At 52.3% G+C, this 23,512-nt stretch carries 18 protein-coding genes and 1 tRNA gene; 10 read left to right on the top strand and 9 right to left on the bottom strand.

From position 1 onward, the window contains the following. Positions 1-46: 46 nt before the first annotated feature. Together MMG03_RS13590 and MMG03_RS16180 are read left to right on the top strand one after the other, a co-directional pair. A complete protein-coding gene (locus tag MMG03_RS13590) occupies positions 47-1,345 on the top strand; it encodes a hypothetical protein (RefSeq protein ID WP_249506514.1) in 1,299 nt (432 codons plus the stop codon). A gap of 8 nt (positions 1,346-1,353) precedes the next feature. Then, the gene (locus MMG03_RS16180) at positions 1,354-2,571 is read left to right on the top strand and encodes a VWA-like domain-containing protein (protein ID WP_249506513.1); all 1,218 of its coding nucleotides are present in this window, start codon (positions 1,354-1,356) and stop codon (positions 2,569-2,571) included. A gap of 9 nt (positions 2,572-2,580) precedes the next feature. On the opposite strand, the gene MMG03_RS13580 is transcribed toward MMG03_RS16180, so the two are convergent. Continuing rightward, positions 2,581-3,576, bottom strand: a complete 996-nt coding sequence (locus tag MMG03_RS13580; protein WP_073161292.1) for a GGDEF domain-containing protein — start codon at positions 3,574-3,576, stop codon at positions 2,581-2,583. A gap of 123 nt (positions 3,577-3,699) precedes the next feature. On the opposite strand from MMG03_RS13580, the gene MMG03_RS13575 reads away from it, so the two are divergent. Then, the gene (locus tag MMG03_RS13575; protein ID WP_073236403.1) at positions 3,700-4,950 is read left to right on the top strand and encodes an amidohydrolase; all 1,251 of its coding nucleotides are present in this window, start codon (positions 3,700-3,702) and stop codon (positions 4,948-4,950) included. 27 nt (positions 4,951-4,977) lie between these two features. Here the strand turns inward: MMG03_RS13575 and MMG03_RS13570 are convergent, their stop codons facing one another. From MMG03_RS13570 to nadB, 3 genes are all read right to left on the bottom strand, one after another. Continuing rightward, positions 4,978-5,646 carry a CvpA family protein gene (locus MMG03_RS13570; protein ID WP_073285847.1) on the bottom strand — a complete coding sequence of 223 codons (669 nt, stop codon included), beginning with the start codon at positions 5,644-5,646 and terminating at the stop codon, positions 4,978-4,980. A 23-nt stretch (positions 5,647-5,669) separates the two neighbouring features. Next, entirely contained in the window at positions 5,670-6,734 is a 1,065-nt protein-coding gene (locus MMG03_RS13565; protein WP_073285844.1) for a serine/threonine-protein kinase, read from the bottom strand. Positions 6,735-6,872: 138 nt separating this feature from the next. Further along, complete coding sequence (gene nadB / locus MMG03_RS13560) at positions 6,873-8,456, bottom strand: L-aspartate oxidase (protein WP_073236396.1); 1,584 nt, start codon at positions 8,454-8,456, stop codon at positions 6,873-6,875. 148 nt (positions 8,457-8,604) lie between these two features. Here nadB and MMG03_RS13555 point away from each other — a divergent pair, with 148 nt between their 5' ends. The 3 genes from MMG03_RS13555 (at position 8,605) to MMG03_RS13545 (ending at position 12,835) form a co-directional block, all read left to right on the top strand. Beyond that, positions 8,605-10,533, top strand: coding sequence for a peptidylprolyl isomerase (locus tag MMG03_RS13555; RefSeq protein ID WP_249506512.1), 1,929 nt, complete (start codon positions 8,605-8,607; stop codon positions 10,531-10,533). Positions 10,534-10,615: 82 nt separating this feature from the next. After that, positions 10,616-10,688 (top strand) — tRNA-Glu (locus MMG03_RS13550). Positions 10,689-10,867: 179 nt separating this feature from the next. Beyond that, entirely contained in the window at positions 10,868-12,835 is a 1,968-nt protein-coding gene (locus MMG03_RS13545; RefSeq protein WP_073161298.1) for a bifunctional diguanylate cyclase/phosphodiesterase, read from the top strand. Positions 12,836-12,844: 9 nt separating this feature from the next. Here the strand turns inward: MMG03_RS13545 and MMG03_RS13540 are convergent, their stop codons facing one another. Together MMG03_RS13540 and greA are read right to left on the bottom strand one after the other, a co-directional pair. Beyond that, entirely contained in the window at positions 12,845-13,735 is an 891-nt protein-coding gene (locus tag MMG03_RS13540; protein ID WP_073161299.1) for a TatD family hydrolase, read from the bottom strand. A gap of 121 nt (positions 13,736-13,856) precedes the next feature. Further along, complete coding sequence (gene greA / locus MMG03_RS13535) at positions 13,857-14,324, bottom strand: transcription elongation factor GreA (RefSeq protein WP_073161331.1); 468 nt, start codon at positions 14,322-14,324, stop codon at positions 13,857-13,859. A 39-nt stretch (positions 14,325-14,363) separates the two neighbouring features. Here greA and MMG03_RS13530 point away from each other — a divergent pair, with 39 nt between their 5' ends. Then, positions 14,364-16,217 carry a DUF1015 family protein gene (locus MMG03_RS13530; protein WP_249506511.1) on the top strand — a complete coding sequence of 618 codons (1,854 nt, stop codon included), beginning with the start codon at positions 14,364-14,366 and terminating at the stop codon, positions 16,215-16,217. A 143-nt stretch (positions 16,218-16,360) separates the two neighbouring features. Here the strand turns inward: MMG03_RS13530 and lepB are convergent, their stop codons facing one another. Beyond that, positions 16,361-17,584: a signal peptidase I gene (gene lepB, locus MMG03_RS13525; RefSeq protein WP_158535504.1), complete on the bottom strand. Its 1,224-nt coding sequence runs from the start codon at positions 17,582-17,584 to the stop codon at positions 16,361-16,363. 48 nt (positions 17,585-17,632) lie between these two features. Beyond that, positions 17,633-19,456, bottom strand: coding sequence for a translation elongation factor 4 (gene lepA / locus MMG03_RS13520; protein WP_073161302.1), 1,824 nt, complete (start codon positions 19,454-19,456; stop codon positions 17,633-17,635). 231 nt (positions 19,457-19,687) lie between these two features. On the opposite strand from lepA, the gene MMG03_RS13515 reads away from it, so the two are divergent. Together MMG03_RS13515 and MMG03_RS13510 are read left to right on the top strand one after the other, a co-directional pair. Continuing rightward, a complete protein-coding gene (locus MMG03_RS13515) occupies positions 19,688-20,176 on the top strand; it encodes a peptidylprolyl isomerase (RefSeq protein ID WP_263859330.1) in 489 nt (162 codons plus the stop codon). A 3-nt stretch (positions 20,177-20,179) separates the two neighbouring features. Further along, complete coding sequence (locus tag MMG03_RS13510; protein ID WP_073161303.1) at positions 20,180-21,196, top strand: hypothetical protein; 1,017 nt, start codon at positions 20,180-20,182, stop codon at positions 21,194-21,196. Between the two features lie 126 nt (positions 21,197-21,322). Here the strand turns inward: MMG03_RS13510 and lexA are convergent, their stop codons facing one another. After that, positions 21,323-21,997, bottom strand: a complete 675-nt coding sequence (gene lexA, locus MMG03_RS13505) for a transcriptional repressor LexA (protein ID WP_199173986.1) — start codon at positions 21,995-21,997, stop codon at positions 21,323-21,325. Positions 21,998-22,163: 166 nt separating this feature from the next. On the opposite strand from lexA, the gene MMG03_RS13500 reads away from it, so the two are divergent. After that, positions 22,164-23,498 carry an MATE family efflux transporter gene (locus MMG03_RS13500; RefSeq protein WP_249506510.1) on the top strand — a complete coding sequence of 445 codons (1,335 nt, stop codon included), beginning with the start codon at positions 22,164-22,166 and terminating at the stop codon, positions 23,496-23,498. Positions 23,499-23,512: the final 14 nt, after the last annotated feature.

The following is a 23,512-nucleotide window of genomic DNA, read 5'->3' as shown; positions in this document are numbered from 1 at the left end:
TACAATTTGAGGCGATCAAACGATAATATAGGTGAGGTGTAAAAATATGGATATCAATTCGATTAATCGTTTCATTGAAAATGGTCTTCTGCCGTCTCACACTCTGGGGCTCATGGGTAACCATGGTATCGGCAAGACCAGCTACGTTCACAACACTGTCCGCGAGATTATCGCCAAGAAGCACGGCTTGCCCCTGGATCGGGTGCATGTGATTAGCCGCTGCGTGTCTATTATGGATCCGGCCGACCTGATCGGTAACTTCCAGGAATTCGGCGGTCGAACTTATAGCTGCCCGCCCAGCTGGATTCCCACTTGCAAGGCCTACGACGACAAGATGGCCCAGCTGTACGAAGAAAACGGCATGCATTACAGCCGTCTGACCCAGTACGACGATATTTATATTCTGTTCCTGGACGAATGTAAGCGCGGCAATGCGGTTATCCAGGACGGTATTATGGAACTGCTCCTGGAGCACCGCCTGTTCGGGGTGGTTCTCAAGGAGAACACTTACGTGGTTTGTGCCGACAACGACAACGCCACGATTTATAACGGCACCCGTCGCGACCCGGCCCAGGAAAGCCGAATCAAGAACTTCACTTTTGCGTCCACCGACAAGGAGTACCTCGAGGATTTCAGCCGCCGCGTGGAGGCCGGCCAGATTCACGAGGCCGTTCCCGATTTCTTGAGAAAGTATCCGGAGTTCATCGTTCTCCCCACCAAGACCATCGAGGAGCTTGCCATTCAGGGTAAGAAGGGGCCTTCGCCCCGCGACTGGACCCACCTGGGGGAATGTCTGATGAATTTCAGCAATAATAATGATGACATTACCACGGGTAACGTCAACTTCTTGACGGAGATTGCGTCGGCCTATGTGGGTTTCAGCTATGCCATGAAGTTTGCGGAATTCTGCGAGGTGGATCGCGTTCACGAGATTGACGTCAAGAAGATCCTGCAGTCCATGGACAAGGTCATGGTTAAGGTTGTCAGGGAGGCCTTCAAGAATAACATCAAGTTGGCTGTTCCGACCTGCCATTCCTTGCTGGAACTGGTAAAGTCTACCAGACTTAACGAAAAGCACGAGAAAAACATCCTGGCGTTCCTGGAATGCTGCCCCAACGAGGCCATTGTAGCCTTTGTAAAGGGCTGGATGAAGGAGAAGAAGGACCAGTTCCTGGCCTGGCGCAAGACTCCCAGGCGCTACAAGATTTATAACGCCGCCCTGATGAATAAGGAGGGCAAGAACGGCGGAGCTTCTGCCTATGACGCCTGGGTCTTGAACTTTACCAAGATGAACAATATTTCGGTGTCTGACCTGGACCGAGACGATATCATTATTGCGGCTTAGGGGGTGTCGTGACGGATTTTGAAAAGAGTTTTCAGGGGACCATATGCCGTCTCCTTGTGTACAGCCCGTTCAGCTTCAACTTGCTGGTGGGTATGAATACGGTGGCTACGGATTCTGTAGAAACCATGGGGGTGTGCGTCAAGAATGGCCGCATAAGCCTTCGGTACAATCCCCAGTTCTTTGTTTCGCTGGAAGAGGGGGAGCGCACCTATGTCTTGATCCACGAGATGATGCATGTGCTGCTGCACCACTGCACCCACCGCAGTTCCAGTGACCGTCGCCGTGCCTACAAAGAGAACGTGGCCATGGATCTGGCCATTAACAGCCTGATTTATGAAGAGACGGGTATCAAGATTCCCCGTTTCAAGGAGGATGTGGGCAACTGCAGAAAGGGCGATGTCATGAGCCTTTTGCCCATGATGTTTGGCTATAAGAACTGCCTGAGTTTCGAGCAGTACTTGACTCTGCTAGATCAGGATTTCCCCGATGTTACCGTCCAGTTTGTGGGTGGGGATGGCGAAATCGACGAGAATTGCCCCCTGGGCGAAATCACAAGGTGGCGCTTGGACAACCAGCATGGGGAAGGTTTCGAGGAAGATGCCTATATCGACGACTATGTGCGCAACGTGGTGGAGAACATCGGGCGAAACCACGGCTGGGGGCATCTCGATGGCACTGGTATCGAGATGGTGATGAAGGCCCAGGAGCAGCCCTTGAACTGGGGTGATATTCTGAGGCTCAAGCTGGGGCCCTTCCTGAGTTACCAGAAGGAACAGTCCCGCAGGCGCTGGAATAAACATTACGGCAAACCCTTTCTGGGGTATACCACGAAGTGTGTCGAACCGGTGGCGGTGTATGCCGATACCTCGGGCAGCGTGGGCACCCAGGACTTGTCGCGATTCATTGTGGAAATCGAGCGTATTGCCAACTATACCGGCGTATACCTCTGGAGTTTTGACACCGCGGTTCAGGATCCCGATGAAACGGTACTGTTCAACCGCCGCTCTATTGCCCAGATTGAGTTCAAGGGGCGCGGTGGGACTAGCTTTACACCTATTTTCGTGCATGCCCAGGAAAGGCACTTTTCGCAGGTGGTCATTCTGACTGATGGTGTTGCCGAAAAGGTAGACCCTGACCTGGCCAAGGGAATGGATGTTGTCTGGGTCATAACAAAAGACGGTGACACAGATAATAAACCTGGCACCGTCATAAAAATGGATCGTTAGTTGTAGAGGCTAGAGCAGCAGCATGCCGCCTTCGCCAAGGTTCAGGCAGGCTCTGTTGCGGCCGTTCTGCTTGGCGTTATAAAGGGCCTGGTCGGCACGTTCGATAATGGAGCGGACTGTGTCGCCATCCTGGCGTTCCGTAAAGCCCAGGCTGATGGTTACGGGAATCACCTGGCCGTCGGGCAGGGGAATGCGCAGCTTTTCGACGGCCTTGCGCAGGCGTTCTGCGATTATGCGGGCGTTTTCGGTGGAGGTTCCCGGCAGGAACACGCTGAATTCTTCGCCGCCGTAGCGTACGGGCATGTCGGAGGGGCGCAGGCTGTCGGTAATGGCTCCGGCCACGGCGATCAGGACCTGGTCACCGGCCAGATGGCCGTAAGTGTCGTTTACCCGCTTGAAATGGTCGATGTCCATCATGACGGCAGACAGGCGGAAATTGCCGGCGTTGCTGCGGTTGATTTCGCGGGTGTACATTTCTTCGAGCCAACGGCGGTTGTGGAGGCCCGTAAGGGAGTCCACCTTTGCGTTTTCTTCGATGCAGCGGATGTGGTATTCTTCTTCGCACACCACGCGGTTGTTGTTGCGCAGGCGCTGGCTCAGCATATGCAAAAAGTTCAGGCACAAGTCGTGAGAGGCGTTGATCATGGCCAGGGCGACTTCGGGTTCGATCACCAGAATGCGGCAGGGGTCCTTGGCGAATACGTAGGCGCTGGGCTTTACGCTGTCGAAGATGGACATTTCACCGGCACAGTGGCCCGGTTCGATGACATCCTTGAAGTTGCCGCCTTCGACTTCCATCTTGACTTCCATCATTCCGTCTAACAACACCAGCAAGCGGCGCTTGGGGTGTTCAGGGTCGATAAGAAGGGTTCCCGGTTCCACATTTACTGTATGGCAGCTCAACAAATATCCTGCCAAACTTTCAAAGGTGACGTTCTTGAAGATGTCAAGACGCTGAAATTCGGAACGGGAAATAGGAAGTGTTTCTAGATCATTTATAGCCATACCTTAATTATACAATAAATTAAGTGAAAGTTGAGATTCTTCTTAAAAATTTGTTGCAAAAGGCGAAAAAGAGCTATATTCTGTGAACAAAAAAGTTCTTTTTTTCGCGAAAATGAGGCATTTATGGGTAAAATGGTATTGAAGTCCGTCTATTTTAACGGCTCCGTCAGGGACATCCTTATTTCGGGCAAGAAGTTCGCCAAGGTGGAACGCCCGCTGACCGCAGCCGATTACAACAATGCCGAAATCGTGGACTGCTCCGGCCTGGCGATCCTCCCGCCGTTCTATAACGGCCATACCCATGCGGCCATGACCCTCCTTCGCGGTTATGCCGACGATATGCCCCTGCAGCAGTGGCTGACTCAGCACATCTGGCCCTTCGAGGCGAAGCTTACTCCCAAGGATATCCGGGTGGGATCCCGCCTGGCCATTCTCGAGATGATCAAGTCGGGTACGGTGTTCTTTGCCGACATGTACTGGCACCGCGAAGAGACCATCAAGGCGGTCAAGGAAATGGGGATTCGCGCGGCCATTGGCGTGACGGTGGCCGATGCGCTCCAGACGCCCGAACTGACCGAGGCCAGCTTCAAGTTCCTGCAGGAACACCGCATGGAGTCTGACCGTGTTTCTCTGGCGGTAATGCCCCACGCCATCTATACCGTTAGCGACAAGACCTTCAAACGTTGTGTGGAAGTGGCCCGCAAGGAGGAGTATATTCTTCATACCCATCTGGCCGAAACTGCTACCGAAGTCAAGGACTGCAAAAAGAAGTACGGCTGCACGCCGGTAGAACTGATGGACAAGTTCGGCGCCCTTGGCGGAAATTTCGTGGCGGCCCATTGCGTCCACCTCAGCGGAAACGACATGACGCTCATGGCGGAATCCTGTTCTGCGGCCATTGTCAATCCCTGTTCCAATTTGAAGTTATGTAGTGGCATCCCCAAGATCCACAAGATGCTGGAAAGCGGCATGCTGGTAGGCGTCGGGACCGACGGTGCTTCCTCCAACAACAACCTGGATATGCACGAAGAGATGAAGCTGACTTCTCTCTTGACCAAGGTTTCTAGCAGCGCCGAAAAGTTGCCTGCCGCCGATGCTCTGAAAATGGCTTCTTCCAATGTGGCCATTGCCTATGGCGTTCCGGCCGGAGCCATTGTTGAAGGTCTTTTGGCTGACGCCCTTTTGGTGGACCTCAGGAATGAACGTCTAACCCCCAACCACAATCTGGTTAGCAACTGGGTGTATTCCGCAGACAATAGCGCAATCAAGCACGTTATATGTAACGGCCAGTTCGTAATGAGGGACCGTCATGTGGATGGCGAAGAGGATATAATGAAAGAAGCCGAGCTGACAGCCCGGCGACTTGCTCAGTAAAACCGTTTCTGGTTTTTGATCTGGCTCCTACTTTTCTGAAGTGGGGGCTATTTTTTCGGAGGCTTCCTTTACGGCCTTGGCGGCGGCTTCCCTGGCTGCTTCCTTGGCGGCGTCGGTTGCCTTTTCTACGGTTTCCTTGGCCACCTCTTCTACTTTTTCGGAGGCCTTGTTGGCCATCTTCTCTGTGATTTCAGAGGCCTTTCGTTCGGCGGCACCTACAAGGTCTACAGGCTCCGTTGAGTATCCCATAGTCGCAAGTACGGTCTTGTAGGCGGCATAAGAAACGGAATTGTCGCGGGTCTCCTGCACAAAGCCCCCGAAGGGCATTACATGGAGGATTGTCAGTATGACGAACATGACCAGGGCGCCCTTCACCAGTCCAAAGAAGGCTCCAAGGATGCGGTCCACCTTTCCAACGACTGTGTCGGATACGTAATGGTTGACCATGTGGCCAGTAAAGAGCAGGGCGAGGAAGGGAACCAGGAATCCTATGCAAATACAGATAATCGAAGCGGAAAAATCGCTAAAGCCGAATCCTGCTACGGTATCGGAAAAGAACTTGTTGATGAAGTAGGCGTCGGTAATGGCGGCAATCCAGGCCAGGAGTCTGAAAATACCACGCAGGAGTCCGTGCCAGAGGCCAATGAGCATCAGGATGGTCATCAACACGAGACTGACTATATCGATAGTATTCATATTCAGGCCAAAAATAAAATTTTTTACAGGGCGGTATGGATGAGGACGGTCACAGCGGTGCTGATGACTACTCCAATTGATAGTCCAAGCAGGAACATTTTCTTGCGGCTATCCTTGTAGAGTGCCGGGGTCGAATAATCGGATCCCGACAGGGGACCGTTGGATTCCTTGAGGGCGGAACACCAGACGCTCATATAGGGAGTGAGGTCGCGGGGGTAGTTCTTCATGATGGCGGCCAGCTGGTCGGCGGCATCGGCTGCGGTGAGGGGGCGGTTCTTGGGCTTCTTGGCTACCAGCTTCAGCACGAACTTGCGAAGGGCCATGGGGACTTCCTTGGGGAATACCTTGGGGGTGATTCGCAGTTTCTGGATGCGCTGGATGGTCTCGCTGAAGTTCGCCCCGCGGAATATATTCTGGCCGGTGAGCATCTCGATGGCCACGATGCCGACGGCGAACAGGTCGGAAGCGGGGGAGGCGTCTTCGCCAAGAGTCTGCTCGGGGCTCATGTAGGTGACTGTACCGAGAATCGCGCCGGTCTGGGTGATGCGGCTGCGTTCCTCTTCGTCCTTGAAGAATCGGTTGAAGTCCAGCTTGTTGTCGGTATAGGCGATGCCGAAGTCCAGCAGACGCACACGACCGTCGTTATCGATCATGATGTTGGCGGGCTTGATGTCGCGGTGGACTACGTTCTGGCGGTGGGCGTGGCCCAGGGCGCTCAGCACTTCGTAGAGCACCAGCATAACGACCCACAGGGGAGGCTGCTTGCACTTGTCCAGGATGTTGCGCAGGGTGTAGCCGTGAACGAATTCCATCGAAAGCGATAGCTTGCCGTCGCTTTCTTTCCAGAGGCCGTAGGGTCTGGTAATGGCGGGGTGGTTCAGGTGGGCTAGGATGTTACCCTCTTGCATGAAGCGCTTGAGGGCATCGGGGTTGTCTTCCTGGGTGGTTTGCATCTGCTTGACCACCACCATGCGGTCTAGGGAAGGGTCGTGGCAAAGCCACAGTTTGCCCATGGCGCCGGCACCCAGTTCCTGTACCGGTCTATAACCGCCAATCTTAGAAGGTTTGTCGTTCTTGCCTGCTGCCAATTAAAATCCCGAAAACAGTGAATAGTGAACAGTGAAGAGTGAATTATGATTTTTTTGCAGGATTAATACGTCATATTTTCTAGTTAGACGGACTAATCCCGCTTATACCCAAATCTCATATCTCATCCCTCAAACCCCTTACTCCTTGTCGTTTAGGTAAATGCTCTGGTGCTTGGTCTTGGGATTCGGATTGGGGTAATCCAGAATGTAATGGAGACCGCGGGATTCCTTACGGCGCAGAGCTGCGATCAGGATCATCTTGGAGACCTGGAGGGCGTTCAGGAATTCAAGGAAGTAGAAGTTTTCGGTTTCCTTGTTCTTGATTGCGGCGTCCACTTCCTTTTCTAGACCTTCGATGACCTTGAGGCCCTGGTTCAGGCCGGCCACGGTACGTACGATACCGCAGTGGGTCCACATCATGTCCTGAAGGATCTTCTTGCGCTTGCGCCAGAAAGCGGACTTGGTGTAAGAAACCTTTTCCTTCTTGTTGGAACGAGGTGTGGAGATCTTTTCATTGAGGAGGCCGCTTTCCACGATGTTGTCGATGGCGCGAACGGCGTAGACGACGCTTTCGAGGAGGGAGTTGGAGGCCAGGCGGTTTGCTCCGTGAACGCCTGTTGCTGCGACTTCGCCGCATGCATAGAGACCTTTGATTTCTGTACGGGACCAGGTGTCTACCAGAACACCGCCGCACATGTAGTGTGCTGCGGGAACGACGGGGATCCATTCCTTGGTCATGTCGACGCCCACTTCCATGCACTTGGCATAGATGTTGGGGAAGTGGCTGCGGATGTCCTTGGGGGTGTGGCCGGTCAGGTCGATGTACATGTGGGGCTTGCCCAGACGCTGCATTTCGCTGTGGATGGCGCGGGCCACGATATCGCGGGGTGCCAGGGAGTGGAGCGGATGCACCTGGTTCATGAATTCTTCGCCCTTGTCGTTCTTGAGGATGCCGCCAAAGCCGCGGACCGCTTCGGAAATGAGGAAGGGCTTCTTGAGGCTGGGGGCGTAAAGACTGGTGGGGTGGAACTGCATGAATTCGATGTCCTGCAGTGCTGCACCTGCACGGGCTGCAATGGCCATGCCGTCGCCGCAGCTGTCGGGCGGGCATACGGTGTACTGCCAGATACGTCCGGCGCCACCGGTAGAAAGGACTGTGGACTTGGCGTAGATGTTTTCGACTTCGCCTGTCTTCTGGTGAATGATCTTTGCGCCGATGCAGCGCTTTTCCTTGCCTTCGCCCTGGCAGATCAGGTCCTTGATGTAGCAGTTTTCAAGGTAATCGATGTTCTTCTGCTTGTGAAGTTCGCAGAGGAGGGCGCGCATGATTTCCTTTCCGGTAAGGTCTGCGGCGTGGAGGATGCGGTGATGGCTGTGGCCGCCTTCCAGATGGAGGTCGAACTCTTCTCGGTTCACCGGATTGGGGGTAAACTGGACGCCCCATTTTACAAGCTGCTGGATGGTGGCTGGGCCACTCTTGGTCAGGATGTTTACCGGTTCCTTCTTGCAGAGGCCGGCGCCTGCTTCCAGGGTATCGTCAATATGGAACTTGAACTTGTCTGTCTTCTTGGTAACGGTAGCGATACCGCCCTGAGCGTAGTTTGATGAACCGTCCGGTTTAGCTCCCTTGGTGAGGATGACTACAGAGAGACCTTTTTCTGCAGCATGAAGGGCTGCGCTTAATCCGGAAATGCCGGCACCGAGGACCAAAATATCGTACATGTTCAAACTCCGTTCAGAATCTATTGACTTTTGGATGTGTAATAGATAGAAAAAAAGCCGTATTTCGGCATTATATGACAACAAAATAAAACCAAATGGATTTTTTTACTACATTTTGCGCCGACAAAATTTTAATGGAGTCTACTCTATGTTAACGTGGATTAATGAAAAAGCCAAGTGGATTATTGTAATCTTTGCCGCAGGTATCGCTGTTGGCCTTCTGGCCATGGACCGTGTACCGAACCAGGGCAAGAGCTACCCGGTTGGTGAAGTCAACGACAGCAAGATCACCTATGCTGAATTCGACGCCCGTATCAAGATGATCGTGCAGAACCAGTATCAGGGTCAGCACCTCGAAGACGAACAGTACAACCAGCTCCGTTCCGAAGTCTTCCGCTCTTTCGTTCGCCAGATTCTCCTGAATGGCGAATTCGAAAAGGCCGAACTGCAGGCCTCGGTCGCCGAACTGGAATCTGAATTCACCCGCAATCCGGATGCAGTCCGCGGCCGTCTGGTGCAGGAAGCTCAGCGTCGCCTCTATGCTATCCAGCAGCAGGCTACCTCCCAGGAAGACTTGATGCAGCGCTCTCAGGCCTACATCGCAAGTCTGCCCAAGTTCCTCACCGATTCTACCTTCAACAAGGATGAATACGACGCCTGGCTCAAGACTCCCGAAGCCTTCAAGTGGGGTGTCATGCTTCAGTACGAAGAAGACCTGAAGACCAACACCATCCCCGTTCGCCAACTGCAGGCTCTGGTCGGTGCTTCCTTCCACGCTACTTCTCTCGAAGCTAACTGGACCGTCGGTCGCCGTATGACTGACTACGAACTGCAGGTGGCAGTCGCCTCTGCTTCTGACTTTGCCGTTGACGAAAACACTGTCGACAGCGTCATGGTTGCCGGTTACTTCAATGCACATAAGGACAGCTTCTTCGTGATGAAGGACATGGCCCAGTTCCAGTATGCTTACCTGCCGGTCGAAGCTACCGCCGGTGACGATGCACGCATCCGCGAATATGCAATGACTCTCTACTACCAGCTCACCGACTCCTCTTCTACCACCACCTTCGAAGACATGGCTCGCATTTCTTCCGAAGATCCGGGTACTGCAGAAAAGGGCGGCATCCTGAGCGACGATTACGTTGGTCGTGGTGTCTATGTCAAGGAATTCGAAGACAAGGCTTTCGCCCTGGATTCCGGCGCTATCTCTGAACCGGTGAAGACCCGCTTCGGCTACCATATCATTAAGTCTTACGGCAAGTCCAAGGACTCTACCGGTGCTGACCTGGTCAAGGTCGGTCACATCCTGCTGGTCGTGAACGCTTCTTCTGAAACTATCGACAGCCTCGAAAACGTTCTTACTCAGGTTAAGGCTAGCGTTGATGCAGGCAAGTCCTTCGAAGAAGCTGCCAAGGATCAGAACCTGATGGTTCAGAAGTCCAACTGGATTTCTCGTGGCGACAACATCGACGGTGTCGGTTACCTGAAGGGTCTGGCTGCCTACGCATGGCCCAACGAAATCCTGCCCGAAGAATCCAGCAAGGTTTCTCCGGTCATGAAGAACAACAAGTGGGTTGCTGTCGCTATCAAGACTGCCGACCTCAAGGCTGGCGAACGTAGCCTCGACCTGTTCTTCAACGACATCAAGGCAACTCTCCTCCGCAACAAGGCTGCTTCCGCTGCTGAAGCTTACCTGAACTCTGTTGCCGACAAGGTCAAGGCCTTCAACGCCGACGATTCTACCACCAAGATTGAAAAGGTCCGCGTAGAAACCAAGAGCGCTTCTGTTGACGGTTACGTTCCGGGCTTCGGCTACGGCAACGTGAACTTCGCCAAGGCTGTCAAGAACGCCAAGGAAGGTGAATGGACCGCTGCAATGGCAACCGATATTGGTGCCGTGATGCTGAAGGTCACCTCCAAGAAGACTCCTGAAGAAGAAGCTCTGAAGTCCGCTGTTAAGTCCGACGTCCAGAACGCTTCTAGCTACGGTGCTGCAAGCCTGTTCAACGAATTCGTGAACAACCTGGAAGCTGCAACTCCGGTCAAGAACAACCTGGACCTGTACTACAGAGACTAATATCCGGTCTTTGATGACAAGTTCAAAAATGTTTACTACATTTAGCACCGCTTTTGCGAAGGCTTAAGTAGAAACATTTTTCGGTGCCATCGTCTAGTGGTCTAGGACACTGGCCTCTCACGCCGGCAACGAGGGTTCGAGTCCCTCTGGCACTATAAAAAAAGATCCGTAGCGGGAATGCTACGGATTTTTTGCGTATAATGGGCCTGTTTGAGGCCTTATTCTGGCTTTGTTGAATGTTTTTTGTAAGTCAGATGTATTTTTGTAAAAGAAAAGTTATATTTTTTGTTCAGTTATATGGTTTTGGTATTTGGATTAACGGGATTTGGTTTAAATGCGGCTTTTCGATGAAAAGAAGATCGTTCGTTTCCTGCTGATTTTTGCAGGAATTTTCTTTGCTGTGTTTATACCGGAGCTGGTACGCAGTATCCATAACGTGTTTATGGTGGTACCTTACGTGCTGTCGGTCTTTTTCCTGTTCCTGGTGGCATTCACTTATAAGTTCCCCATCGTGGGTAACCGCAAGAAGATGCGCAACGATGTGAATATCGTGCCGCCGCCAACCATAACTTCTTACCCGACCCGAGATCTTCAGCGAGATTTGCTGGAACGCGACGAACTGTTCCAGATGATGGTAGACGTTTCTGCCAACGGTTTTTGGACGTTCGACGTGGTTAGCGGAAAGGTTTACTGGTCCCAGAAGGCTCTTAAGCTGCTCATGGCCGAAATGGTCAATGTGGACGATACCTTCGACGTGATGCGAACCCGTATTGTCGAAAACGACTGGGAAAATTTCCGCGAAGCCTTGAATGGCGCCCTGGAACGCTGCGAAAACTTCAATATCAAGATTTCACTCCAGAATGCGGTTTCCAGGGAGCACCGTCTGCAGATTTCTGGACATGTGCAGAAGAACGAAGAGGGGAGGCCCATTCGTGTGATCGGTTCCCTGACCGAGGAACTGGATCGTTTTGCCGCAGAAAAGCAGAACTATTATTATGTCTACCAGGACGCTCTGACGGGTGTCTACAACCGCAAGTTCTTCTTGGAAAAGCTCAAGGTAGACGTGGACATGGCCCACCAGAATCCCAATTATATTTTTGCGGTGGCCCTCCTGGATATCGATAGTTTTGGTGCGATCAATACGTCGTTCTCTATTAACGTAGGCGACAACGTCTTGCGTGTCATGTCGGAACGTCTTAAGGCCCAGTGCCGCAGCAACGATTCCATCGCCCGCATTGGCCCCGACGTGTTTGCTCTTATTTTGCACGGCATCCGCAGTACCGATAGCGATGATGATGTTCTGCCAATTGTACGCCGCATTCATAATGCGGTAAAGATGCCTATTCAGATCGATGGCCGCGAACTTTATATCAGCGTGTCTATGGCGGTAGCCCTGAACCGCGACGTGGATTGCGTCGAAGATATTCTTGCCAATGCGACGGCCAGCCTCCGCGAAATGAAGAAGGGCGTTAACCACGGCGATATCCAGTTCTTTAGTGGCCGCATCCGCGAAAAGGCCATGAGGCTCTATAAGCTGGAATTTGAAATCCGCCGTGCCATTCAGGATAGCGAATTTATCTTGATGTACCAGCCCATTGTAGATACCGGTGCGAAGGACAAGGTGGTGGCCTTTGAAGCTCTGGTTCGCTGGCAGCAAGAAGAAAAGGGGATTGTCTCGCCGGCCGAGTTTATTCCCATTGCCGAAGAAACGGGCTTGATTATTCCTATGGGCGCCCAGATTTTGCGCATGGCCTGCAAGCAGGCTAAGCAGTGGGTGGACATGGGCTACAAGGACATTCAGGTTGCTGTTAACTTCTCGGCTAAACAGTTTGCCCTTGATAACATGGTGGATGACATCAAGCGAGTGCTTATCGAGACTCAGCTCCATCCCCGTAACCTGAAGCTGGAAATTACCGAATATACCGCCATGTGCGAGGCCGAAAAGACCATCGAGATCATGCGCGCCCTGTCGAATATGGGGTTGCAGATTTCCATTGACGATTTTGGTACGGGTTACAGCTCCCTCTCTTACTTAAAGCGCTATCCGATTCATACGCTGAAGATGGATAAGTCCTTTATCGATCATATGACCGAAAACGAGGAAGACGCCACGTTCGCCCGAATGGTAATCGGTATTTCTAAGTCGCTGGGTTTGGACCTGGTGGCCGAAGGTGTCGAAACCGAAGAACAGCTGAACTTCTTGAAGGAAGAGGGATGCCGCCTGATTCAAGGTTTCTATTTCAGCAAACCTTTGACTACGGGTGAGGCCCTGGCTTATCTGGAACAGCACTACAAGCCGTAGACTTTCAGCCTAGATTCCGTAACACTGGCGAGTATTTTCGCGACATTGCCTGTAGAGTTCATCTACAGGTATTTTTTTGATGTCCGAAAGCATCTGGGCGGTGTAGGGAATGAATCCGGAATGGCAGGTTTTTCCGCGGTGGGGCACGGGGGCCATGTAGGGGGAATCTGTTTCTAGCAGGATCTGGTTGTAGGGGACCAGCATGGCGGCGTCACGGACGTTCTGGGCACTCTTGAAGGTGACGATCCCGGTAAATCCGATGAACACGTTTGCGTCTAGGGACAGAAGTTCTTCGACGAATTCGGGAGAACCCGTAAAGCAATGTACGTGGATGTTGCGGTCGTGCAGGTTTGCGTTACGGAGAATGGCCAGGGCGTCTTCGTCGGCTTCGCGGAGGTGGAATACCAGGGGCTTGCCGGAGTCTATGCCGATAGACAGCTGACGTTCAAAAAGTTTGCACTGGTCGATTTTTTTGTCGGCGCCGTAATGGTAGTCGAGGCCGATTTCGCCACAGGCGACGCACTTGGGGTGCTTCAGGAGGCCTGCAATGCGGGCTTCGTCGTCGGGAGTGGTGACGCTGACGTATTCCGGGTGGATTCCGAATGCGCCGTATACGAAACTGTATTTTTCGATAAGCTCGACGCCTTTGTCAAGATCCTTGGGGTCGCAGGCCACGTGGATGAATGCTTCGGGCATGCGTATGTTAGGGTCGGGCGTGTTGGACTTGGAGCTGCTCCAGCTTTTTTGGCTACTGAGGTCGGGAATGGGGAAGGCGGCGGTGCTGGTTGAATTTAAGCGTGCGGCATCCGTTGCGGCCTGCAGGCGGGCAAAAAGTGCATCCAGCGTTTCGCCAGAATATTCCTCGTAAGCATCCAAATGGCAATGAGAATCGATAAACATAACAGGTACGAGGTCGCGGCGTTGCCGCTTTGAGGTGAGAGGGCGCATCCTTCGGATGCTTTGAGGTTTGAGGGGTTTCCGCATCGAACCTCAGAGGGCGCGAAGCGACCGGCCTCAATACTTAATAACTTACTTCCACGATTTCGTAGGTGATTAGGCCTTTGGGGGCCTGTACTTGCACTTGTTCGCCTTGCTTCTTTCCCATGAGGGCTTCGCCGACGGGAGACTTCATACTGATCTTGCCTTCCAGCGGGTTGATTTCCTTTTCGCCTACGATGCTGTAGATGCGTTCGCGCTTGGTCTTGATATCTTTCATCTTGACGGTAGCGCCGAATCTGATGGAGCCGTCGTCAGAGGCGGGGGCGGCAACCACCTGGGCACCGTCCAGGATTCGATCCAGTTCGCGGAGGCGGCGGTCGATTTCGCGGACTCGCATACGGCCATAAGTGTAGGCTGCATTTTCGCTACGGTCACCTTCGGCAGCGGCTGCCTGGACCTGGTTGATCATGGCGGGGCGTTCCACGAACTTCAAATGTTCCCATTCCGCCTTGAACTTGTCAAAACCTTCTTGCGATATCAGATGTTTCATGATTGAAAATGTAGAAAAATTGCTATCTTTGCAAACCATATGAGTGTTTTAGATAGAATCCCCAAAAGACGTCAGGAATCCAAGTATAAGCGCCTTAGCCGCATTTATTACAATAGAATGTTCCCGAGGCGTCACGATGCTCTGGAAGTGGCCTGGTCTGTATTTGTGGGTGTGTTTATTGGTGTGAGTCCCACCTTTGGCGTTGCCATCATTATGACTGTGGCTACTTGCGCCTTGTTCAAGTTGCCCAAGGTTCCCGGTGTCATCGCAGATTTTGTGGCTAACCCGGTCACTCAGTTCGGTTTTTTCTATCCGGCAGGTTATGCTCTTGGCTGTGCCATTGTGCAGCCCGAAGCCATCAGTTTTGACTTCCTCAAGGAATTCGAACAGGTCTCCTGGAGCAATTTCGGTACGATCATGGGTAACCTGTGGCACAACGCTTCCGGTCACCTTTTCGCCTTCCTGGTGGGTATCGAAATTATTGCCACCATTACTGGCTTTATTTTCTTCTTTATCGCCTACTTCGTGGTGGGCTACCGCAAAAAGAAGTGGCTTGCTGCCAAGACGGGCTATATTCACAATCTGATTGCCGAAGATGAAGTTTTAATCAAAGAAACACGCAACAAAGGAAAGAAACCTATGATGCACATCTACCCGTTCAAGGCTCTGCGCCCCGTTGATCCGGCCGAAGCCAAGAACATCTCCGCTCTCCCGTACGACGTGATGAACCGCGCTGAAGCCAAGGAAATGGCTCAGGGCCTTCCTCACTCCTACCTCCGCGTTACCCGTTCCGAACTGGAACTGGACGACAGCCTGGATGCATACGATCCTAAGGTCTATGCCCACGCTCGCGAAAACCTGGACAAGATGATTGCCGATGGCGTTATCGCTCACGACAAGAAGGACTGCCTTTACATTTATCGCCAGACCATGAACGGCCGTGAACAGTACGGTCTGGTTTGCTGCGTTCCTGCAGAAGACTATTTCAATGGTACCATCAAGAAGCACGAACTGACCCGCGCAGACAAGGAAGAAGACCGTCTCCGCCACGTTCTCGGCACCAACGCCAACACTGGTCCGGTGTTCCTGACCTACCGCGACGAAGGTCAGTTCGCTTTGCTGGCTGACGTAATCAAGACTGCTCCCACCTATGACTTCGTTACCGAAGCTGATGGCTTTGGCCACACTGTGTGGGTTATCGAAGACGACGCCAAGATCGCCGCTATCCGCAAGGCTTTCGAAGCTGTTCCCGTGAGCTACATCGCCGACGGTCACCACCGTAGTGCTGCAGGCGCTCGCGCCGCTAGCTACCGTGCCGAAGAAGCCAAGAAGGCTGGCACCTACACCGGTGACGAAGAATTCAACCGCTATCTCGCTATCCTGTTCCCCAGCACCCAGCTGAAGATCTTGGACTACAACCGCGTTCTCAAGTCTCTGAACGGCCGTACTCCGGAACAGCTCATGGCTGAAATGGAAAAGGTCTTTGACATTGCTCCGCTGGCTGAAATGCAGAGCCCCGCAAAGCAGAACCAGGTCAACTTCTACATGGGCGGCAAGTGGTATGCTTGCTCCTTCAAGGCTGAATACCTCCAGAACCTTGGCCCCGTAGATAGCCTTGACGTGGCTCTCCTCCAGAAGCTCATCCTGAAGCCCCTCTTCGACGTTGATGATCCTCGTACCTCCAAGAATATCGACTTCGTCGGTGGTATCCGTGGTCTCGGCGAACTGGTGAAGCGTGTCGATAGCGGTGAATGCGCTTGCGCATTTGCCATGTATCCGACCACTCTGGATCAGCTCATGAACATCGCCGACGCTGGCGAAATCATGCCGCCCAAGAGCACCTGGTTCGAACCCAAGCTCCGCGACGGTCTGCTGGTTCACACTCTGGACTAATTCCGAAAGCGAATGGACTATAAAGAAAGACGGCTGGTTTTACCGGCCGCCTTTCTTTTTTATCGGAATGATTCCGTTTGAAGTTTAGTGTTTGAAGTTTCGCGTTTGGTTTTGCGATTGGAACCTACGATTAGGATTTCGTGTTAGGGCTCCATGTCTTCGCGTCTGATGGCTGACTTTCGGGGCTTAGTCGGCTGAGGTTTCTTGACCTTCTTGCTGGGAGCGTCTTCGCTTTCATCATCCTTTTCGCTTTCGGCAGCCTCGTCGCTCTTGAAGATTTCAACCACGAAGTTGTAGGCTTTTTCTGCGGAGTCCTTTACGATCCTCCAGATGTCCCTGGCTACGACTTCTGCTGCTTTGACGTAGGTGAGGGCCGGGTCTACGAACTTCGCCTTTATCTTGTCGGGGGTCTTTAGGTGGAGCCCCACAATGTGGTCGGCAGAGAAGTAACCTAGTTCACGGGAGTCGGGGCAGTTGGATCCTTTTTCGCAGGCTAGGAAGTAACAGTCCTTTGTAATGATTACTTCGTCTAGTGGTTCCGCAGTCTCTTCGGGTGGGGGAGGTGGCTGCGGTTCGTCGCTTGCCGTATCGACCTTGGCAATTTCTGGGACTGCAACTTCGCCTGGTGGGGTCAAGGAGATGTCTACAGAGTCTTGCAGGGAGTCTTGTTCCGCGATATTTGTAGGAGGCAGTTCCTTTTGCTTTATTCTATATAGTTTGCGTTTTAACTTGATTGGTGAATTACCGGGTTCACTCCGTCTAATCTGGAGTTCAATCAGGTAACGGTCTTGCCAGGGCAGAAAGTCAATTTCCTTTAGGCTGACCTGTCTGTTTGCGATTTTGGTTGCACCGACACGGTCAATATTGATTTCTCTTTCGCCTTGCCACAAGGTGGTCTTGACGAATACTTTTTCGCCTAGGCTATGGAGGTATGAAATCAGGTAATCCTGTTCTACTTCGTTCAGTTGTTCGAATCTGAGGGTGTCGCCGATTTTGGGAATGTAGATGGATTGGGTCTGGATGAATGCGTCTTCGCCTTTCCATTTGAAGTGGCGGTGGGGCGTAATGACTTTACCCTTGTCCGAGATGCTGATTGTATCGCCCGGCATGGCGATAATCCTGCGGATCATATACTCGTTGCTATAGAACTTTGCCAGGACGTAATCCTGCTCCTTGGCAGATGATGCGCATTGGGGGAGCTTGCATACCCAGACAACCGAGCGTTCCTTGAACTTAGGGAACATGGAAGAGTCGGGAATCTGCACCGGATCGATTACATAGTATCGGGCAAAAATGGATGCCGCGAATATGGCTATCAGGACGAAAAACAAAAAGAAGGCGTGGCTTTGGCTGTTACGCCTCTGCAAACGCCTAACTTTTCGGTCTAGTCTAGACAACTCTTAACCCCGCCTCGATTAGTCTTCGCTGCCGCCGGAGGAATTGTCGGAGAGGGAAAGAACTGCGAGGAATGCCTTCTGAGGTACTTCCACAGAGCCGATGCTCTTCATGCGCTTCTTACCTTCCTTCTGCTTTTCAAGGAGCTTGCGCTTACGGGTAATGTCACCGCCATAGCACTTGGCAAGCACGTCCTTACGCACTGCCTTCACGGTGCTGCGGCTGATGATCTTTCCGCCGATGGCACCCTGGATAGCCACGTCGAACTGCTGACGGGGAATAAGGTCCTTCAGCTTGACGCAGATGGCGTTGGCGTAAGTGTGGGCCTTGTCGCGATGGATAATCACGGAGAAGGCGTCCACCGGATCACCGTTCAGGAGGATGTCCAGCTTCACCAGGTTGTTCTGGCGGTAACCCATGGGGGCGTAATCCAGGCCGGCGTAACCGCGGCTCACGGACTTCAGACGGTCATAGAAGTCGAACATGATTTCTGCCAGGGGCAGGTTGTACTTCAAGATACACTTGGTTTCGTCCAGGTATTCCATGGTCTCGAACTCGCCGCGCTTTTCGTCGCAGAGGGTCATGAGGGCGCCCACGAATTCCTTGGGGGTAAAGATCTGGGCCTTTACGTAAGGTTCCTCGATGTGGTCGTAGCGGCTGGCGTCGGGGAGCTTGCTGGGGCTTTCGATCTTGATCATTTCGCCATCGCTCATGTAAACGTGGTACTCCACGTTGGGGACGGTGGTAATGATGTCCACGTTGAATTCGCGGTCCAGGCGTTCCTGCACGATTTCCATGTGCAAGAGTCCCAGGAAGCCAGTGCGGAAACCAAAGCCCAAGGCTTCGGAAGTTTCCGGTTCCCAGGTGAGGGCGGAGTCGTTCAAGCGCAACTTTTCAAGAGCTTCGCGCAGGTCCTTGTAATCTTCCGGATTGATGGGGTAGATACCGGAGTAGATCATGGGGAGGATATCCTTGTAGCCGGGCAGGGGCTCCGTTGCAGGATTTGCTGCGTCGGTCAAGGTGTCGCCGATCTTCACGTCGCTAATGGTCTTCACGTTGGCAAGCACATAACCTACCATGCCTGCAGTCAGTTCCGGCTTGGGGTCGCGACGCATGCTGAAGGTACCTACTTCGGTCACCATGTATTCGCCGCCGGTTTTCATCATGCGGATCTTCATGCCGGGCTTCAGGGTGCCTTCTACAATACGGATGTAGTTGATCACGCCGCGGTAGGAATCGTACACGGAGTCAAAGATCAATGCCTTCAGGGGCTTATCGCTTTCGCCAGTGGGGGCGGGAATTTCATCGACGATCTTGTCCAGGACCTGTTCTACGTTCAGGCCGGTCTTTGCAGAAATGCGGGGAATCTTATCCGGATCGTAGCCTAGCAGGTCGCCGATCATCTGGGCGAAGTGGTCGGGCTGGGCACCCGGCAAGTCAACCTTGTTCAACACGGGAATCACTTCCAGGTTGTTCTCGATGGCCAGGTACAGGTTGGAGAGGGTCTGGGCTTCGATGCCCTGGCTTGCGTCCACCACCAGGATGGCTCCTTCGCAAGCGGCTAGGGAACGGCTCACTTCATAGGTGAAGTCCACGTGACCCGGGGTGTCGATCATGTTCAGAATGTATTCCTTGCCGTCACGTTCGTAGACCATGCGGATGGCGTGGGCCTTGATGGTGATACCGCGTTCGCGTTCCAGGTCCATGTCGTCCAGGAGCTGGTTCATCATTTCGTTCTTGGAAACGGTCTTGGTCAGTTCGATCATTCGGTCGGCCAGGGTGGATTTACCGTGGTCGATGTGGGCGATAATACTGAAGTTTCTGATATTGTCGTTATGAGCCATAGTGAGCTATTGGTTCCAGTTGTTGAGAACTTCGTTAAAAGCGTCTTAATTTCGCCCAAATATAGAAAATGCTCAGCCTCCCCCGAACCGATATATTCTATATTCTACAGGCAATTAGTTTTTATTGACAAAAACTCGTTCGTATACGATTACATGATGGAATCTATGAAACTGTTCAAGAAATTAGCACTTGCATGTGTTTTTTGTGTTGGTCTGTGTGGACTTTTTTCCTTGACATTTGCTGATGGCGAAAAAGGGAAGGTCTTCAATAAGGATTATACTGGAATCAAGTCCATTGTAGCGACCATTTCTACTCATGAAGGTCCTATTGTCGTGGAACTGGATTTTAAGGCTGCTCCGAATACGGTGGCAAACTTTGTTGAACTTTCCAATAGCGGTTTTTACAATGGACTTCTGTTCCATCGTGTGATTAACGGTTTTATGATTCAGGGTGGCGATCCTAAGGGAAATGGCACCGGCGGTCCTGGATATACCATTGACGATGAAATCAGCAGCCTGGTTCATGATGCCGGTGTGATTTCTATGGCGAACCGTGGCCCCAACACCAACGGATCTCAGTTCTTTATTACTCAGACACCGCAGCACCACCTGGATGGCAAGCATACTGTGTTTGGCCGCGTTCTTCAGGGGCAAGATATTGTTTGCCGCATTGAACCGAACGACCCAATTTTAAACATTAAAATCGAAGAAAAGAAGTAATCTATGAGTTCTAAGAAAGTTGCAACGAAGGAAACCAAGGCCGCCGAAAAGAAACCGGCTGCAAAAAAGACTGCCACTGCCAGTGCAGCCAAGAAACCGGCAACTAAGCCTGTAGAAAAGGAAGTTCCCAAGGCCGCAAAGTCTGCTGCCAAGGAAACTGCCTCCAAGACTGCTTCTAAGTCTGCTGCCAAACCGGCTGCCAAGGCTGCCGAAAAGGTTGAAAAGGTCGAAAAGGCTGCTCCCGCCAAGGCAAAGGCCGCAGCCAAGGCTGCTGAATCCGCTCCTGCAAAGGCTTCCAAGGCAAGTGCCAAGGAAACCAAGGCTTCTAAGGCTGCAGCGAAGGAAACTCCGAAGGCCGAAGAAAAGGTTGCTGAAAAGGCTCCTGCAAAGACTGCAAAGGCCGCCGTGAAGGAAGCTCCCAAGGCCGAAGAAAAGGCTCATGCAAAGACTGCAAAGGTTGAAGTCAAGGAAGAAAAAGTGGAAGTGAAGGTTGAGCCCAAGGCTGAATCCAAGGTTGACTCCAAGTACGACTATGCTGTCTTGCTGGAAGGCGTCAAGAAGTTGTCTAAGTCTGTCATGTTCGTCGAAATTGATGAACAGGAAGACCGTTCCAACAAGAAGAAGATGTCTTCTGAAATGAAGAGTCTCGAAATGAAGCCCACTGCAGCTATCCGTCACAAGGCTTCTCTTGCTGAAGAAACTCAGGAAGAACTGACTGAACGTATCCTTAAGGAACTGGAAGAACAGAACCTGGCTTTCGAACGCGAAGCTGCATCCCAGATGTGTACCCGTTGCAACCGCAACCTGGTGTCTCCGGAATTCTGGGTCGATAAGCATCTCGGTTACTGCGAAGAATGTGCATTCATCCTCAAGCTTGGTCAGTCCAAGGAAGCCCGCAAGGTGGAATACCAGCTGGGCGGCATGGGCGACTCCCTTGATGAAGAAGATGAAGATATCATGGGACCGGACGCAGACGATCTGAAGGCTGCCGAAGACGATCTCGCCGATCTTGATGATTAATGAATGAATCCACCGGCTTTCGTCGGTGGTTCTTTCTTTATGGCTATAAAAGTGTGGGTATAAAAAAAGACGGACTTTTGTCCGCCTTTTTTTGTATAAATGCAAGCGAGTTTGAAAAATCGCAGGTTAGCTAATCTTGCGCATAACGCCGATGACGCGGCCTGCAATGGCAAAGTCCTTGTCTTTCTTTACGATGATGGGACGGTAGCTGGGGTTTGCAGGGCGCAGCTCGACGTGGTCTGCGTTGGGGTGGTAATATTTGACGGTAGCTTCGTTATCGACCTGGGCTACGATGATTTCGCCGCGGTCTGCGGTTTTCTGCTGACGTGCAAAGATCAAATCGCCATCAAAGATTCCTGCGTTGATCATGGAATCGCCCTTGACGCGGAGTGCAAAGACGTCGGTACGGCAAGCCAGAAAATCGCGGTCGATGGTAACAGTACCTTCCAGGTTCTGCACTGCGAGAATGGGGGTACCTGCTGCAACTCGACCCACGATAGGAATTTCGATGGTGTTGCTGGGTGCCAGTTCCTTATTTTCGTCATCGTTGGAACCGATGATTTCGATACCGCGGCTCAGGCGGGGAGAACGGCTGATGTAACCCTTCTTGATGAGGGCTGCGAGAATGGAACGCACGCCATTGGTAGAAGAAATCTCAAAATGGTTGCCGATTTCGCGCACGGTGGGCGGCATCTTGTTTTCCTTGGAGTACTTCTTGATGTATTCCAGGATTTCTTCCTGACGGGAAGTCAGTTCCTTGCGGGAACTTTCGTTACCCTGCATAGAATCGTTCATTTCCATTATAAACCTCGCTTTTGAACTTTACATTTATAAATATAGTGTTCAAATGGATAATTGTCAATATGAACACTGCACAAAAGTGAGTTTTTTTCCTGTATACTGGTAGAACCAATTTAATTTGATGTCCATCTAGTTTTTGGCCGTCTTTATTTCTAAAATCCGCGCCATGAAAAAGGTTGAAGTCAAGGATCGTTCCCTTATAAGCCTCTCGTGGCCTCTCATTTTGACTTTTGCCATTGGGATGCTCCAGCCCCTGATGGATAGCTGGTTCCTTTCCCGAACGTCGGAAACGGCTGCGGCTGGGGTCGGCGCCATGATGCCTGTTCTTGCCGCCCTTTTTACGGCCCTCAATGCCCTGGCCCAATCCGGTGCCAGTATCGCATCGCAGTTTATCGGGGCCAATCAGAAAAGTCACGCCCGTTCGACGCAGTCCATGGTGTTGGTGGGCAGTCTGATTCTTGGATTTGCCCTCAGCTTGATCATTTGGCCCATTTCGGGGTACATTCCCAAGTGGATGGGGTTGGAAGAGGCTCCCGCCCAGTTTGCCAAGCAGTTCCTTTCTGTGGTGGCTGCCGGTTTTGCTTTCAGGTCTGCGCAGTCGACGTTGACGGCCCTTATTGCTACCCACGGGTTGACAATTTGGAATTTGCTAGGCAATTTAGTGACCATTATTTCCAATGCGGTCATGAACTACATTTTCCTGGAAGGTTGTTTTGGCTTGCCGAAGATGGGCGTGTATGGCGTCGCCCTGGCCACCGCGCTTTCCTGGTTGATTTCTTCTGGAATCTTGTGGTGCGTTTTGCGGTATAAGGTGGAACATCAGACTCACCGTCGCGACCTGAAACGTTCCCGCGCCATTTTGCCGGACTGGATCCGAATTGGATTGCCTGCCGCTGCGGAACCCATCAGCTTTCAGCTGTTCCAGGTTTTTATTACCGCCATGGTTGTGTATGTGGGAACGACGGCCATGACGGCCCGCGTCTTTGCGGGAAACTTCGCAGCCCTTTCTGTGATTCTTGGCAGTGGCCTTGGCCACGGAAACCAGATTCTGGTAGCCCATCTGGTGGGGGCCCACGATTTTGAAAAGGCCAACAAGAGGGTCTATCAGACCCTTGCCATTGGCGTGGTCAGCGGTCTGGTGCTGTCCATTTGCATGGCCCTGATGGGGGAGCGTCTAATCGGATTCTTTACGGATAATCCCGACGTCATTAAGCTTGGATGCCTTTGCCTTTGGTGCGATGTGGCGGTGCAGCCTTTCAAGGCGGTGAACTTTATCGTAACCACGTCCTTGCGGGCTTCCGGTGATTCCAAGTTCCCGGCCATTGTGGGAAGCGGCATGATGTGGGGCCTGGCGGCTCCGACTGCACTGTTCCTGGCTTTTGTTCTGGACCTTGGGCTGGTGGGTTTATGGCTCGGCATTGCCTGCGATGAATTCTACCGTTCCATAGCAAACCTTTGGCGTTGGCGCAGCGGCCGCTGGAAATCCAAGGCTGTGGTGTAAAGCTAAAAAAGCTA

The organism is Fibrobacter sp. HC4, from assembly GCF_023373925.1.
Taxonomy (GTDB): Bacteria; Fibrobacterota; Fibrobacteria; order Fibrobacterales; family Fibrobacteraceae; genus Fibrobacter.
The sequence above is the reverse complement of the archived record's forward strand: the minus strand, read 5'-3'. Positions and strand labels throughout refer to the sequence as shown.